This is a genomic window from Streptomyces sp. NPDC034085 (assembly GCF_055575555.1).
Map to the genome: position 1 here is coordinate 260,143 of NZ_JBVISL010000003.1, position 14,888 is coordinate 275,030.

12 protein-coding genes are annotated in these 14,888 nt (G+C 73.5%); 6 read left to right on the top strand and 6 right to left on the bottom strand.

The genetic code is table 11. The features are described 5' to 3' along the window. Nucleotides 1-61 precede the first annotated feature (61 nt). The 5 genes from ACZ501_RS11510 (at nucleotide 62) to ACZ501_RS11530 (ending at nucleotide 5,975) form a co-directional block, all read left to right on the top strand. Nucleotides 62-865: an alpha/beta fold hydrolase gene (locus tag ACZ501_RS11510; protein ID WP_362455226.1), complete on the top strand. Its 804-nt coding sequence runs from the start codon at nucleotides 62-64 to the stop codon at nucleotides 863-865. Then, nucleotides 865-2,163 carry a PP2C family protein-serine/threonine phosphatase gene (locus ACZ501_RS11515; protein ID WP_361607710.1) on the top strand — a complete coding sequence of 433 codons (1,299 nt, stop codon included), beginning with the start codon at nucleotides 865-867 and terminating at the stop codon, nucleotides 2,161-2,163. The genes ACZ501_RS11510 and ACZ501_RS11515 overlap by 1 nt, the downstream gene beginning before the upstream one ends. Then, the gene (locus tag ACZ501_RS11520; protein ID WP_362455228.1) at nucleotides 2,151-2,489 is read left to right on the top strand and encodes an STAS domain-containing protein; all 339 of its coding nucleotides are present in this window, start codon (nucleotides 2,151-2,153) and stop codon (nucleotides 2,487-2,489) included. The genes ACZ501_RS11515 and ACZ501_RS11520 overlap by 13 nt, the downstream gene beginning before the upstream one ends. An 80-nt stretch (nucleotides 2,490-2,569) precedes the next feature. Beyond that, complete coding sequence (locus ACZ501_RS11525) at nucleotides 2,570-4,141, top strand: FMN-binding glutamate synthase family protein (protein WP_468795475.1); 1,572 nt, start codon at nucleotides 2,570-2,572, stop codon at nucleotides 4,139-4,141. Nucleotides 4,142-4,247: 106 nt separating this feature from the next. Further along, complete coding sequence (locus tag ACZ501_RS11530) at nucleotides 4,248-5,975, top strand: thiamine pyrophosphate-dependent enzyme (protein ID WP_361607719.1); 1,728 nt, start codon at nucleotides 4,248-4,250, stop codon at nucleotides 5,973-5,975. A gap of 22 nt (nucleotides 5,976-5,997) precedes the next feature. Here the strand turns inward: ACZ501_RS11530 and ACZ501_RS11535 are convergent, their stop codons facing one another. The 3 genes from ACZ501_RS11535 to ACZ501_RS11545 all read right to left on the bottom strand — a co-directional run bounded on the left by ACZ501_RS11535 (nucleotide 5,998) and on the right by ACZ501_RS11545 (nucleotide 9,661). Further along, nucleotides 5,998-6,804, bottom strand: coding sequence for a phosphatase PAP2 family protein (locus tag ACZ501_RS11535; RefSeq protein WP_362455231.1), 807 nt, complete (start codon nucleotides 6,802-6,804; stop codon nucleotides 5,998-6,000). 69 nt (nucleotides 6,805-6,873) lie between these two features. Beyond that, nucleotides 6,874-7,854: a YihY/virulence factor BrkB family protein gene (locus ACZ501_RS11540; protein WP_361607725.1), complete on the bottom strand. Its 981-nt coding sequence runs from the start codon at nucleotides 7,852-7,854 to the stop codon at nucleotides 6,874-6,876. Nucleotides 7,855-7,894: 40 nt separating this feature from the next. Next, complete coding sequence (locus ACZ501_RS11545; protein ID WP_468794359.1) at nucleotides 7,895-9,661, bottom strand: bifunctional phosphatase PAP2/diacylglycerol kinase family protein; 1,767 nt, start codon at nucleotides 9,659-9,661, stop codon at nucleotides 7,895-7,897. A gap of 161 nt (nucleotides 9,662-9,822) precedes the next feature. Here ACZ501_RS11545 and glgX point away from each other — a divergent pair, with 161 nt between their 5' ends. Continuing rightward, nucleotides 9,823-11,958: a glycogen debranching protein GlgX gene (glgX, locus tag ACZ501_RS11550; protein ID WP_361607731.1), complete on the top strand. Its 2,136-nt coding sequence runs from the start codon at nucleotides 9,823-9,825 to the stop codon at nucleotides 11,956-11,958. Between the two features lie 35 nt (nucleotides 11,959-11,993). Here glgX and ACZ501_RS11555 read toward each other — a convergent pair whose 3' ends face one another. The 3 genes from ACZ501_RS11555 to ACZ501_RS11565 all read right to left on the bottom strand — a co-directional run bounded on the left by ACZ501_RS11555 (nucleotide 11,994) and on the right by ACZ501_RS11565 (nucleotide 14,796). Continuing rightward, the gene (locus ACZ501_RS11555) at nucleotides 11,994-12,611 is read right to left on the bottom strand and encodes a hypothetical protein (RefSeq protein ID WP_468794361.1); all 618 of its coding nucleotides are present in this window, start codon (nucleotides 12,609-12,611) and stop codon (nucleotides 11,994-11,996) included. Between the two features lie 153 nt (nucleotides 12,612-12,764). After that, complete coding sequence (locus tag ACZ501_RS11560) at nucleotides 12,765-14,354, bottom strand: phytoene desaturase family protein (RefSeq protein WP_468794363.1); 1,590 nt, start codon at nucleotides 14,352-14,354, stop codon at nucleotides 12,765-12,767. Further along, nucleotides 14,341-14,796: an SRPBCC family protein gene (locus tag ACZ501_RS11565; protein ID WP_468794365.1), complete on the bottom strand. Its 456-nt coding sequence runs from the start codon at nucleotides 14,794-14,796 to the stop codon at nucleotides 14,341-14,343. The genes ACZ501_RS11560 and ACZ501_RS11565 overlap by 14 nt, the downstream gene beginning before the upstream one ends. Nucleotides 14,797-14,888: the final 92 nt, after the last annotated feature.

Consider the following 14,888-nt stretch of genomic DNA (forward strand, 5'->3'; position numbering starts at 1 on the left):
CGGCCGGCGCCCCCGGGGTGGGGTGCCGCCGTGGTGCCCGGGGCTTGAGAGACTGGTGGGTATGGACATCGCCCGCAGGAACAACATCACCGTCGTCGGCAACCCGAAGGGACCGGCGGTGGTGCTGGCGCACGGCTTCGGCTGTGATCAGAACATGTGGCGGCTGACGGTGCCCGCGCTGGTCCAGGACTACCGGGTCGTGCTGTTCGACTACGTCGGCTCGGGCCGCGCGGACGGGTCCGCGTTCTCCGAGGACCGCTACTCCTCCCTGGACGGCTACGCCCGGGACGTGGTGGACGTGTGCGAGGCCCTCGACCTTCGTGACGCGGTCTTCGTGGGGCATTCGGTCAGCGCCATGGTGGGGGTGCTGGCCGCCGGCATGGCCGCGGAGCGCATCGGGGCGCTGGTGATGGTCGCGCCGTCGCCGCGGTACATCGACGACGAGGGCTACCGGGGCGGCTTCAGCGCCGAGGACATCGACGAGCTGCTGGTCTCCCTGGAGTCGAACTACCTGGGCTGGTCGGCGGCGATGGCTCCGCTGATCATGGGGAACGAGGACCGGCCCGAGCTCGGTGAGGAGCTGAAGAACAGCTTCTGCGCCACCGATCCCGACATGGCGCGCGTCTTCGCCCGGACGACGTTCCTCTCGGATTCCCGAGACGACCTGAAGCGCGTGAGCGTGCCGACGCTGGTGCTGGAGTGCACCCAGGACGTGATCGCGCCCCGGGAGGTCGGCGCCTTCGTCCACCGGGCGGTGCCGGGCTCGACGCTCGTGACGCTGGAGGCGACCGGGCACTGCCCGCACCTGTCCGCACCCGAGGCCACCAACGAGGCGCTCCTGGAGTTCCTGGCCGGCCTGCGATGATGTGCCGCCTCGGGCAGCAGCCCGAGCCGCAGGAAGGCGACGACCGGACGGCCCCGGACGCGGCGTTCGCGGCACTGCTGGAAGACAGCGCCGAGGACCTGTACGAGAACGCGCCGTGCGGATACCTCTCGACGCTGATGGACGGCACCATCGCCAAGATCAACGGCACGCTGCTGGACTGGCTCGCCCTGGAGCGCGAGGCGGTGGTCGGCCGGATGCGCTTCACCGACCTGCTGACCGTGGGCGGCAAGCTCTACCACGAGACGCATTTCGCGCCGCTGCTGCGCATGCAGGGCGAGATCAGCGGGATCGCGCTGGAGATCAAACGGCACGGCGGCGGCCGGATACCGGTGCTGGTCTCCTCGGTGATCAGGCGCGGCACCACCGGCGAGCCCCTGCTGATCCGCACCACCGTCTTCGACGCCCGGGAGCGGCGCGCCTACGAGGAGGAGCTCCTGCGGCGGCGCAAGGTCGCCGAGGAGGCGCAGAAGCGGGCGGAGGCCGACCGCGCCCGGCTCCAGGCCGTCCTCGCCACGCTCCAGCAGTCGCTGCTGCCCACGACCCTACCGCCGGTCGAGGGAGTGGAGACGGCCGCCTATTACCACACCGCCTCCCCCGACCAGCTCGGCGGCGACTTCTACGACGTCTTCCCCGTCGACGGGAAGCGCTTCGGCTTCTTCCTCGGCGACGTGTGCGGCAAGGGGCCCGAGGCCGCCGCAGTCACCTCGCTGACCCGCTACACCCTGCGCGCCGCGGCCCTGCACGACCCCGAACCCGTCTCCGCCCTGACCACCCTGAACAAGGTGCTCCACGAGCGGTACGCCGCCGGCGGGGACCCGCGCTACTGCACGGCCGTCTACGGCACCCTGCGACGCGACGGCGAGACCGGAGAGGTCACCGTCCACCTCGCCTCGGGCGGCCACCCCCCGGCGCTCGTCCTGCGCGCCGACGGCACGGCGGAGTACCTGCCCACCCCCGGCGGCCTCCTCGTCGGCATCCTGCCCGACGCGCCCTTCACGACCGCCACCACCGTCCTCGGCCCCGGCGACACCCTCCTGCTCTACACCGACGGCCTGACCGAGGCGCGTACCGGCGAGACCCGCACCAGCCTGTACGGCCAGGAGGCCCTGCTCGCCTTCGCCGCCGGCCAGGCCGGCAAGCCCGCCCCCGCCGTGGTCCAGGCCGTGACCGGCCTGCTGGCCGGTTTCGGTGACGGCCTCGACGACGACACCGCCGTGCTCGCGCTCGGCGTCCCCGCCGCCCGCCCCACGACGGGAGACCCCGCATGCGCTCGCTGACCATCACCGCCGCAGACGCCGCGACCGGTCCCGTTCTGGAGATCATCGGCGACCTCGACTACGCCAGTGCCCCCCTGCTGCGCGAACGGCTCACCACGCTCGTCCTCCAGCCGGGCCAGCGCCTCGTCCTCGACCTGGGCCGCATGGAGTTCTGCGACTCCAGCGGCCTGACCGCCCTGCTCGCCGCCCGCAGCCACGCCCACGCCGCCCGGGCGGACATCGCGCTGGCCGCGCTGCCCGCCCACACCCTGCGCATCCTGCGCATCGTCGGCCTCGACCAAGTCCTGCCCCTCTACCCCGACCGGGAGGCGGCCACCCGCACCTGACCCCTGGGCCCCGGTGATCACCGCCGAATGCGCGGATGCCGTGCGGGCATGAGCGGGGGGTGATGACGAAGCTCAAGGTGATGACGTTCGCGCTGCCGGGCGTCCTGGCGTGCGGCGCCGCCGCGGCCGCGGTGACGCTCTCCGCCTGGTGGTGGTTCCTGGCCGTGCCGATGGCCGTCCTCGTGGCGGTGGGGGTGTGGGACGTGTGCCAGCGCAGGCACTCCGTTCTGCGCAACTACCCGCTCCTCGGCCATTTCCGGTTCGCGATGGAAGCCGTGCGACCGGAACTCCAGCAGTACTTCATCGAACGCAACTTCGACGGCCGCCCCTTCGACCGCGACACCCGCAGCATCGTCTACGAGCGCGCCAAGGGAACCGAAGCCGAGGAGCCGTTCGGCACGGAGCGTGACCTCTACGAGCCGGGCAGCGAGTACCTCATGCCCTCCATGGCCCCACGGCCGGTCCCCGAGGACCCCCCGCGGATCAGGGTCGGCGGCCCCGACTGCACCCGCCCCTACGACATGGCCCTGCTCAACGTCTCGGCCATGAGCTTCGGCTCCCTGTCGGCGCAGGCCGTCACGGCGCTCAACACCGGTGCCCGGGAGGGCGGCTTCGCCCACGACACGGGCGAGGGCGGCCTGTCCGAGTACCACCTGCGTCCGGGCGGCGACCTGGTCTGGGAGATCGGCACCGGCTACTTCGGCTGCCGCACCGGGGACGGCCGCTTCGACGAGCGGCAGTTCGCCGAGAAGGCCGCCCATGACCAGGTGAAGTGCCTTTCGCTGAAGCTGAGCCAGGGCGCCAAGCCGGGCATCGGCGGGGTGCTCCCCGGGGCGAAGGTCAACGCCGAGATCGCTTCGGTGCGCGGGGTGCCCGAGGGGGTCACCGTCGTCTCGCCGCCCTACCACACGGCGTTCTCCACGCCCCGGGGGCTGGTCCGCTTCCTCGCCCGCATGCGTGAGCTGGCGGACGGCAAGCCGGTCGGCTTCAAACTCTGCGTGGGCTCGCGCCGGGAGTTCCTCGCCGTGTGCAAGGCCATGCTGGACGAGGGCACCGCCCCGGACTTCATCATCGTCGACGGCGCCGAGGGCGGCACCGGTGCCGCGCCCATGGAATTCGCCGACCACGTCGGGCTGCCGCTCACGGACGGCCTGATCACCGTCCACAACGCCCTCGTCGGCACGGGCCTGCGCGAGCGGATCAGGATCGGCGCCAGCGGCAAGGTCGCCACCGGGGGCGACCTGGTCAAACGCCTCGCGCAGGGCGCCGACTACGCCAATGCCGCCCGGGCCATGATGTTCGCCCTCGGATGCATCCAGGCGCAGCGGTGCCACACCAACACCTGCCCCGTGGGCGTCGCCACCCAGGACCCCCGCCGCGCGGCGGCCCTCGACGTGGACGACAAGTCGGGGCGCGTGCACCGCTACCAGCGGGCCACGGTCGAGAGCGCCCTGCAGATCATGGCGGCGATGGGCGTCGACCATCCGCGGGAGCTGCACCCCGGTCTGCTGCTGCACCGCGTCGATCCCCACACCGTCCGCTCCGGTGCGCAACTCTACGAGTGGCTGGCCCCGGGGCAGCTCCTCGACGAGGCGCCCCGCTCCTGGGCCGAGGACTGGGCTGCCGCCGACCCCGGCCGGTTCGCCCCCTGACGCACCCGCGCCCGGCTCGTTCGGCCGCCGACCCGCTCCACCGCCGACCCGCGCGAAGACCCCCGTACGACCACCCATCCCACGACCGACAGGACTGGACAGGCTCATGACACGCACCGTTGCCCGAGCGATCGTCGACGCACTCAGGGAACTCGACGTCCACCACGTCTTCGGCGTCGTCGGCGACGCCCTCAACCCCCTCACGGACGCCATCCGCACCACCGACGGCGTGGACTGGGTCGGCTGCCGCCACGAAGAGGCGGCGGCGTTCGCGGCCGGCGCGCAGGCCCAGCTCTCGGGCCGGCTCGGCGTCTGCATGGGCACCGTCGGCCCCGGCTCCGTCCATCTCCTCAACGGGCTCTACGACGCCGCCAAGAGCCACGCCCCCGTCCTCGCCATCTGCGGCCAGGTCCCGCTCGCGGAGATGGGCACCGACTACTTCCAGGAAGTCGACAACGAGCAGCTCTTCCGTGACGTCGCCGTCTACCGGGCGACCGTCACCTCCCCCCAGCAGATGCCGCGGATGCTGGAATCCGCGGTCCGCGCGGCGATCAGCCAGGGCGGCGTGGCCGTCCTCACCGTCCCCGGCGACCTCGGCGACCAGGAGATCGAGGACGACCGCCCCGCGCGCTTCGCCCTGGACCGGCCGGTGACCCGGCCCGACGATCCCGCCCTCGCCGAAGCCGCGCAGCTCGTCAACGCCGGGTCCAAGACCACCCTGCTGGTCGGCCAGGGCGCCCGGGAGGCCCGTGAGGAGGTGCTGCGCCTGGCCGAACTGCTGAGCGCGCCCATGGTGCTCACCCTGAAGGCCAAGGAGGGCTTCGAGCACGAGAACCCGTATCAGGTGGGCCAGACCGGCCTGATCGGCAACCCGGCCGCCTCCCACGCCCTCGACCAGTGCGACACACTGCTCATGCTGGGCACCGACTTCCCCTACACCGACTGGTACCCCGCCGACTGCAAGGTCGTCCAGATCGACACCCGCGGCGAACACCTCGGCCGGCGGGTCCCGGTGGACGCGGGTCTGGCCGGGGACGTCGGCGCCACCCTGCGTGCTCTGCTCCCGCAGCTGAAGGCGGTGTCCGACCGCTCCCACCTCGACGACTCCCGCTCCCGCTTCGACTCCTGGACGGAGTCCCAGTACAAGCTCGCCGACCCCCGTCACGACCGCCGCTGGACGGGCAAGCTGCGCGCACTGGTGGACAACCGGGACCACGACATCCGCCCCGAGGCGCTGGCCGCGTGTGTGGAGCGGCACGCCGACGACGACGCGGTGTTCACCGCCGACACCGGCATGGCGACCGTCTGGCTCTCCCGCTTCGTCACCATGCGCGGGACGCGGCGGCTGCTCGGGTCCTTCAACCTCGGCTCGATGGCGAACGCGATGCCGCAGGCGCTCGGCGCCCAGCTGTGGGCGCCCGACCGCCAGGTGGTCGCGTTCTGCGGCGACGGCGGGCTGAGCATGCTGCTGGGCGACCTGATGACGATCAAGACGTACCGGCTGCCGGTCAAGCTCGTCGTCTTCGACAACCGGCGCCTGGGCATGGTGAAGCTGGAGCAGGAGCAGGCGGGCCTGCCCGAGTTCGGCACGGAACTCGACAACCCGGACTTCGCCGCCGTGGCGACCGCCCTCGGCCTGACCGGCATCCGCGTCACCGAGCCGTCGGCGCTGGACGACGCCGTGCGCCAGGCGTTCGACACGCCCGGCCCGGTCCTCCTCGACGTGCTGACCAACCCGCGGGAGATCGCCGTACCGGGCAAGCCGACCGTGAGCCAGGGCTGGGGCTTCGCCATCGCCAAGGTCAAGGAGACCCTCACGAGCGACGGGGGCTGACCCCCGCCTCGCCGGCGGGTGTTCAGGGACGGTCCGGGACACCCACCGGCGGCTCGGGGTGCTCGGAGCGGATCTCCGGCTCCAGACCCTGCGCGGGCGTGGTGCGCAGGCGCCCGACGTCGGCCCGCCAGGCCTCGAAGGCCAGGGTCGTCGCCGTCACCACGGCCAGGCCGAGCAGCCAGCCCCCCGCCACGTCGCTCACCCAGTGCACGCCGAGCGCCACCCGGGTGTAGCCGACGCCCACCACCGTGACCGCCGCCAGCACCCACGCGAGGGGGCGCAGGCGGCGGGGCACCAGCGGCAGCAGCGCCAGCAGCAGCACCGCGCAGGACGTGGTGGCCGTCATCGCGTGGCCGGAGGGGAAAGAGAAGCCGGGCGCCTCGGCCACCGGGTCCGGCAGGTGGGGGCGGGCCCGTGCGACCACGTGCTTCACCAGCAGGCCGAGCAGTCCCCCGGCCGTCGCGGTGACGGCCGCCCACACCGCCAGCCGCAGCGCCCCGCGCAGCAGGAGCCACACCACCAGCGCTGCCACCAGCAGCCGCATCGTCACCGGGTCCCAGGCCACGTCCGTCAGGAAGCGGAGCACCCGCACCCACGCGGGATGCTCCAGCGCGGCCGCGTGCAGCCGCTCCGCCGTCCGGTGGTCCAGCCGGGCCAGCGGCGGCCACTGCGACTCGACCAGCAGCAGGGCGAGCGCGAACGGCACGGACACCAGGGCGGTGGCGGCCACCGTCGTCAGCAGCCGTGCGCCGAACCGCGCGTCGGGTCCCGTGCGGCCGGAGACGAGCCGGGCGAGCAGTCGCCGCGGGCGGGTGGTCAGTCGTGCCATGGTCGCGGTGTTTCCTTTCGGGGGTTCCTCCGCGGCGCGCCGGGGGTGCCGTCCCGGCGCGCCGCGCGTTCAGACGCCGGGGTCCTCGGTGACCGGTTCCCTCACCCCGGCCCGTACGGCCTCCAGCTGGGCGGCGAAGGCCAGCCCCAGGAACAGGGCCATCGAGGTCAGATAGGACCACAGCAGCAGCGACACGAACGCGCTGAGGGGTCCGTACACGGTGGCGAAGGAGCCGCTGGCCCCGACGTACAGGCTCAGCCCCCAGGTGGCCAGCAGCCACAGCACCAGGTACACCGTCGCACCGAAGGCGAGCCAGGTGTAGCCGGGCTGGGTGCGGCGGGGGGAGAGGCGGAAGACGGCGCTGGTGGCGAGCAGGGCCAGCAGCACCCCGACGGGCCAGCGCAGCAGGTCCCAGGCGCGGATGGTGCCGGGGCTGAGGTGGTAGACCTCGGCCACGGCGCGGTTCAGGTGGGCGCCGAGGACGGTGACCGCGAAGCTGAGGCCGAGGGGCAGGCCGGCCAGTACCGACATCACCAGCCCGCGGGTGTACTTGTACAGGAACGGCCGGTCGCGTTCCGTTCCGTAGATGCGGTTGGCGCCCCGCTCCACCTGGCACAGGGCGGTGGTCACATTGACGACGGAGAACAGCAGGCCGAGCCAGAGGGCGAGCTCGCTCCCGTCACCGGAGTGGTGTCGGCTCTGCGCCAGCGCGTCGTCCACCACCTCCTGGCTCGGCCCGCTCGCCAGCCGTCGTATCGTCAGTTCCGCCACCCGGCCGATGTCCTCGGTGTGCAGCGCGCTGGACAGTCCGATGACGGCGATGGCCATCGGGACGATCGACAGCACCGTCTGCAGGGCCAGTGCCCTGGAGTGGCTGAAGCCGTCGGCGTAGCGGAACCGGATGAAGGAGTCCCGTACGAGGCTCCAGCCGCCGTAGCGCCTCAGCGCGGCCAGAGCCTCTTCGGCGGAGAGCTCCTCGCCCTCCACCTCCAGTTCGGCTTCGACCGCCGCCACCTCTTCGCGCTGCGGTACCCGCGTCGCGGTTCCCATGACCGTCACCCCCTGTCGAAGTCGTGTGTCCGGCGGCGCTTCAGCCGCCGACGGTGTGCGCGGTGCGCCCGGTGCGTCCCGCGGCCGCCGCCGTACGCCCCGGCTCGTGCGGTGCGCGGGGCGGCAGCCAGATCCGCAGCGCGCCCGGTTCCACCTCGGCGCTCAGCCGGGTGCCGGGGCCGATGACGTCGCCGTCGAGCTCGCGCGGCTGGGGCCGGGCGAAGCGGATGTCGACGCGTACGGCGCTGAAGTACTCCAGCGCGCCGCCGGCCACCCTGCCGTACCCGCCGCCGGGGCCGGCCTCCTGACGGCCGGGCAGCATGCGCGCCGTGAGGTGTCCCGCGGCCGCGAGCCAGCCGCGGGCCCCGCGCGGATCGAGCAGCACCACCTCCAGGCGGCCGCTGTCGGGCCGGGCGTCGGGCAGCAGCGGCAGCCCGCCCTGGAGCGTGCCGACGTTGCCGATGACGACCATGCGGGCGCGGCGCTCCCGTACGGGGCCGCCGTCCAGCCGGATCGACAGGCGCATCCGGGGGTCCCCCAGGTGGCGGACCGCGGACAGGACGTACGCGGCCCAGCCGAGACGCTCCTTCGCCCGCTCGGAGGCGTCGGCGACCATGGCGGCGTCGAAGCCGGCTCCCGCCATGACGGTGAACCGGGCGGCCGCCGGCCCGTCTCCCGTGACCCGGCCCACGTCGATCCGCGCGGTCTCCCCGGACAGGGCCGCCTCCAGCGCGGCGGCCGGATCGGAGGGCAGCCGCAGGTTGCGCGCCAGCAGGTTGCCGGTGCCGCAGGGGACCACCGCGAGCGGGATCCCGGTGCCGGCCAGCACGTCGGCGCAGGCCCGTACGGTGCCGTCGCCGCCGCAGACCACGACGAGCGCGGTGTCCTCCTCGGCGATCCGCCCCGGGAGGCCGCCGGCGGCGTCCTCGGCGGAGGTCGGCGCCCATTCCTGGTCGGCGTAGCCGTGGCGGCGCAGGACGTCCCGCACGCGGTCGGCCAGTTCCGGCCCGCAGCCGTGCGGGTGACGCACCACCACGGCACGCCGGGGCGTCCCGTCCGCGGCGCGGGGGGTGCGGGCGGCCGGGAGCCGCTCGGCGCGGATCGGACCGGGAGCCGGGTCCGCGGGTGGCCGGTGCCGCGCCGGCAGCAGCAGCGCGTACGCCAGGACGAGCAGGGTGCAGGTGCCGTTGAGCAGGCCGCCCACCACGTCGGAGGGGTAGTGCATCCCGCGGTAGACCCGGGAGAACGCCACGGCGACCGGAACGATCAGCAGGGCGGTGACGAGGGCGTGCCGCAGCCACCGGCGTGCGCCGTGCGGCTGGAGCGCGACGAGGACGGCGAGGCCGCCGAACAGGGCCACGGAGGCCCCGACGTGCCCGGAGGGGAAGCTGGACGTCGGCGGTGCGGCGTCGAGGTGCGGCACGTGCGGACGCGACCGCTCCACCACCATGGTGACCAGCAGGAAGACCGCCGACTGCGCGGCCACGGCCCCGCCGAGGAACAGCGCTTGCCGCAGCCACCGTCCGCGCGAGAACGCCAGCATCGCGGTGACGGCGAGGAGGGTGAGGGCGATGATGCTCTGGGTGCCGGCCAGGAGGGAGAGCCACTCCGAGAACGGGGTGGCGGGGCCTCCGCGGTGCGCGGCCAGGCCGCGGTTGACGCCGCCTTCCGCCGCCACCGGCCACAGGTGCGCCAGCGGACCGGTGATCATCAGCCCGATGCCGGCCATCATGGCCGCCTGTACCGGCAGCAACAGCAGTACGGGAAGGCGGCCTGGTCCCACGGCCGCACCACGCTCAGGTCTCATTGACGGCGTGTAACCCGCCGCGGCCCGCTCGTGCGCGTCCGGCACGATCAGTGGCGGTCCGCCGCCCGCGCGGCCGCCGACGGAGCGTCAGCGGGTCCGTCCGGCGCGGCGACACCCGGGAGCAGCGGGCCGGGAGGCCCCGGCGACAGTAGCGTGACCACATGCGCACATGGACGGGCAAACCGTATCCCCTGGGAGCGACGTACGACGGCTCCGGAACCAACTTCGCACTGTTCTCCGAGGTCGCCGACGGCGTGGACCTGGTCCTGCTGGACGACGCCGGGCACGAGACCCGTGTTCCGATGACCGAGATCGACCGGTCCGCGTGGCACATCTACCTCCCGGACGTCGGTCCCGGGCAGCGGTACGGCTATCGCGTCAGCGGTCCCTTCGACCCGGCCGCCGGGCACCGCTGCAATCCGGCGAAACTCCTGCTGGACCCGTACGCCACCGCCATCGACGGGCAGCTCGACCACCACGAGTCGCTCTACGGCCACCGCTTCAAGGACGGCGCGGAGCCCAACACCCTGGACAGCGCCGGCCACACCATGCTGTCGGTGGTCACCGACCGCGGCTTCGACTGGGGCGACGACAGGCCGCCGGGCCACGCGTACGGCGAGAGCGTCATCTACGAGGGCCACGTGCGCGGCCTGACGCGCACCCACCCCGCGCTGCCCGAGGAACTGCGCGGCACCTACGCGGGCATCGCCCACCCGGCGATCCTCGACCACCTCACCGGTCTCGGGGTGACCGCGCTGGAACTGATGCCGGTGCACCAGTTCGTCCAGGACGGCCACCTGGCCGAGAAGGGCCTGTCCAACTACTGGGGCTACAACACCATCGGCTTCTTCGCCCCGCACAACGCCTACGCGGCCACCGGTGGCCGCGGAGCGCAGGTCACCGAGTTCAAGCAGATGGTGAAGGCACTGCACGCGGCGGGCATCGAGGTCATCCTCGACGTCGTCTACAACCACACCGCCGAGGGCAACCACGAGGGGCCCGTGCTGGCGTTCAAGGGGATCGACAACGCCGCCTACTACCGGCTGTCCGACGAGGACCGCTCCCGGTACTACGACACGACGGGCACCGGCAACAGCCTGCTGATGCGCCACCCCAACGTGCTCCAGCTCATCATGGACTCGCTGCGCTACTGGGTCCAGGAGATGCACGTCGACGGCTTCCGCTTCGACCTCGCCGCCACCCTCGCCCGCCAGTTCCACGAGGTCGACCGGCTCTCCGCCTTCTTCGACGTCATCCAGCAGGACCCGGTGATCAGCCGGGTGAAGCTCATCGCCGAACCCTGGGACCTCGGCGAGGGCGGCTACCAGGTCGGCAACTTCCCCCCGCTGTGGTCGGAGTGGAACGGCCGCTACCGGGACGCCGTACGCGACTACTGGCGCGGCGCCGACGGCACGCTCGGCGAGTTCGCCTCCCGCATCACCGGCTCGGCCGACCTGTACGAACACGACCGGCGGCGCCCGCTCGCCAGCGTCAACTTCGTCACCGCCCACGACGGGTTCACCCTGCGCGACCTGGTCAGTTACGACCACAAGCACAACGACGGGAACGGCGAGGACGGCCGGGACGGCGAGGACCACAACCGGTCCTGGAACTGCGGGGCGGAGGGCGAGACGGACGACGCCGGCGTCCTGGCCCTGCGGGAGAGGCAGCAGCGCAACCTGATGACCACGCTGATCCTCTCCCAGGGCATCCCGATGATCAGCCACGGGGACGAGCTGGGCCGTACGCAGGGCGGCAACAACAACGCGTACTGCCAGGACAACCCGACCACCTGGATCGACTGGGACCTCGGTGAACGCAGCCGCGCCTTCCTGGACTTCACCGCATCCCTCATCCGGCTGCGCCGGCGCCACCCCGTGCTGCGGCGCCGGCGCTTCTTCTCCGGGCGGGCCGCCGGGCCCGCGGGCCGGCTGCCCGCGGACGTCGAATGGCTGCGTCCCGACGCCTCGCCGATGGAGGAGGAGGACTGGGCGTGGCCGCAGGCCGGCGCGCTGACCATGTTCCTCAACGGCGAGGCGATCACCGAGCCTGACCGCTACGGCAACCGGGTCACCGACGACTCCTTCCTGCTGATGTTCAACAGCTCGGACACCGCGGTGAACTTCCGCCTCCCCGGCGACCGGTTCGCCGCCCGCTGGACGCTGCTGGTCGACACGGCGACCACGGACGCCCCGGACGAGCGGGAACTGAAGCCGGGCACGGCGCTGCGGCTGGACTCGCACAGCACGGTGGTCCTGCGCAGCGCGCGGGAGGACGCGCCGCCGGAGGGCGAGTGAGGCCGCAGGTCGGGTGAGCCCGCAGGTCGAGTGAGCTAGAAGCGCTGGACGATCTCGCAGGTGTTGGGGGTGGTGAGGGCGTCGCGGGGCGCCGGGTCGGCGATCAGCACGTCGAATCCGGCGCCGCAGTCGATCTGGTCGTAGCCGCCGTTGCGGCTGATGATGCTGTCGTTGCCGCCGCGCCCGGCCATGGTCACGGTGGTCAGGGTCGGGCCGGTCCAGCCGTCGGGGTCGGTGAGCCGGTCCGGGCCGGAGCCGCCGACGAGGACGTCGTTGCCCTGCCCGCCGACGAGGTCGCTCGGGAGGCTGGTGTCGTTCTGTGCGGTGTCGTTCTGGTCGCCGAGGTTGGCGACGATCCGGGTCACGCCGATCCCGTTGCAGAGCACCGTGTGGCCGCTCCCGGTGCAGCCCGGGCCCGCGACGAGGTTGCTCGTCGTGTCGGTGACCTTCAGGGTGCCCCCGCTGAAGGTGTCGAAGGTGACGGTGTTGGTCTCGCCCGGCAGGGCCGTGAAGGTGAGCCGGCCGTTGCTGACCGCGACGAGGGCCGGGCTCGCGGACGCGGGGCCCGCGAAGGCCATCATGAGCGAGAGGGCGGCCACGGCGGGGGCGCAGACGCGGAGGGCGGTGCGCAGACGGGAAGGGTGCGAGCTCATGGGTGCTGTTCCTTGCGGTCGGCGAGTGCGGATCGGGTCCTGGATCCGTCGCCCCGTTCGCTACCCGGCGTGACGAGCCGGCTCACCCCTTGCGCAGACAGTTACCCCGAGCAGCGGGCCCCGTCCGGCCCCACGCGCCGTGCCGCCGCCCCGCTATCGGCGCGGCCTCCGCAGCAGCCGCAGGCGCTGCGCGCGCAGGGCGGTGCGGGCCGCGTTGGCGCCGGGCGCGCCGTGGACGCCGCCGCCGGGGTGGGCGGTGGCGGAGGCCAGGTAGAGGCCCGGGATGGGGGTGCCGGGGCGGCCGGTGCCGGGTACGGGCCGGAAGACGAGCTGCTGGTGGATCTGGGTCGTGCCCTGGTTGATGGCTCCGCCGACGAGTGCGGGGTTGAGCCGTTCGAGGTCGGGCGGGGTGAGGACCCGGCGGGCCCGGATCGTGGCGGTGAACCCCGGGGCGTAGCGTTCGACCTGCGCTTCGAGCCGGTCGGCGATGGCCTGCCGGTCCCGTTCGTCCCAGCGGCCGGTGATGCCGTCGGGGCCGGCGTCGCCGGTGATGTGCTGGGGGACGTGGGTGTAGGCCCAGGCCGACTCCGTACCGGCGGGTGAGCGGGTCGGGTCGGCGGTGGTCATCTGCCCGAGCACGGCGAAGGGCGTGGCGGGCACGTGGCGGGTGGCGATCTGGGCCGCGAAGAGAGTGAGCTCGTCCACGCTGTCGGCCAGGTGCACGGTCCCGGCGGTACGCGGTCCTTCGGCCCGCCAGGGGATGGGCCGGGACAGGGCCCAGTCGACCTTGACGGTGGAGAAGTCCCACTGGAAGCGGCGCAGTCCCGCCCTGACCCGTTCCGGGAGCTGGTCGAGGGGCAGGAGCCGGCCGTAGAGCAGCGGCGCGGGGACGTCCGCCAGCACGGCCCGGCGGGCCGGTACGGGTGTGCCGTCCTCGGTGCGCACCCCGACGGCGCGGCCGCCGCGCACGACGACTTCGGCCACCGGCTGTCCGCAGCGCAGGACGCCGCCGCGTGCGGTGAGGCGGCGTACGAGGGCGTCGGTGAGCGCCCCGGCGCCGCCCCGCGGTACGGGGAATCCGTACTGCTGGCCGAGCATGCACATCAGCCAGCCGAAGCCGCCGCCGAGGGCCGACTCGGGGGCCAGGTCGGCGTGCAGGGCGTTGCCTGCGATGAGGAGGCGTCCGCCGTCGCCGGCGAACTCCTCCTCGCCCAGGCGCCGCGCGGGCAGGAGCATGGTGCGCGCCACGCCCAGCCCCTGGCCGTAGCCGAGGCGCGCGGCGAGGCGCAGACCGGCGCGGGCGGGCGGGAAGGGGGTGAACAGGCAGTCGAGGACGTCGGCGCCGATCTTCTCCCACAGGGCGTACAGCCGCTCCCAGGCGGCGCCGTCGCCGGGGGCGAACGCGTCGAGCGAGGCGGCCGTGGCCTGTGGGTCGGCGGCCAGGACGGCACAGCGGCCGTCCTGGCGGGGATGGGCGACGACGGCGGGCGCCCGGCTCCAGCTCAGCCCGTGCTGCTCCAGGCCCAGCCGGCGGATCACCGGCGAGGCGGCGGCGAGCGGGTAGAAGGCGCTGAAAAGGTCGTGCACGTAGTCCGGGTCGAGGCCCCGGTCGCTGCGCACCGCGCCGCCCGGGGCGGGCTGGGCCTCCAGGACGAGGACCCGCCAGCCGGCGTCGGCGAGGAGGTTGGCGGCGACGAGGCCGTTGGGGCCGGCGCCGATGACCACCGCGTCAGGATCCACCACCGCTCCCGTCCCCGTTCTCGCAGGTGCGGGCCAGGCGGGACAGCATGAGGCGGTTGCGTACCTGGGCGACGGCGTCGATGGCCGCGTGGTGGAAGTTCCAGCCCCTGCCGCGCAGCGGGTGCTCGTCCAGGATGACGAGGGTGTCCTCGCCCCAGGGGCGGATGTCGAAGGCGATCCGTGCGCTCGCCCTGCCGCCGGCCGCGATCGCCTCGAGCTCCAGCCGGTCGGGCGGCTGGTGGACCCGTACGACGGTCCGGCCGTCGTAGCTGACCGGGCCGAGCTTGAGCCGGTACCGCAGCGCCGCGCCCTCTCGCGGCCAGCTGCCGCCCTCCTCGCGGGCGTCGTGGGTGCCGACCACCCAGCGGTCGTAGCCGCTGCCTTCGCCGAGGACCTCCCACACGCGTGCGGGCCGGCACCGTACCAGCCGGTGCTGCACTGCCATGACGGCCTCCGATCACGTTCCGGGTTCGGGGAACCGGCGCCTACCCGGGCCGGCGGGCCTCAAGCGCGGCCGGGCGGGTGGAGCGTCGGCCG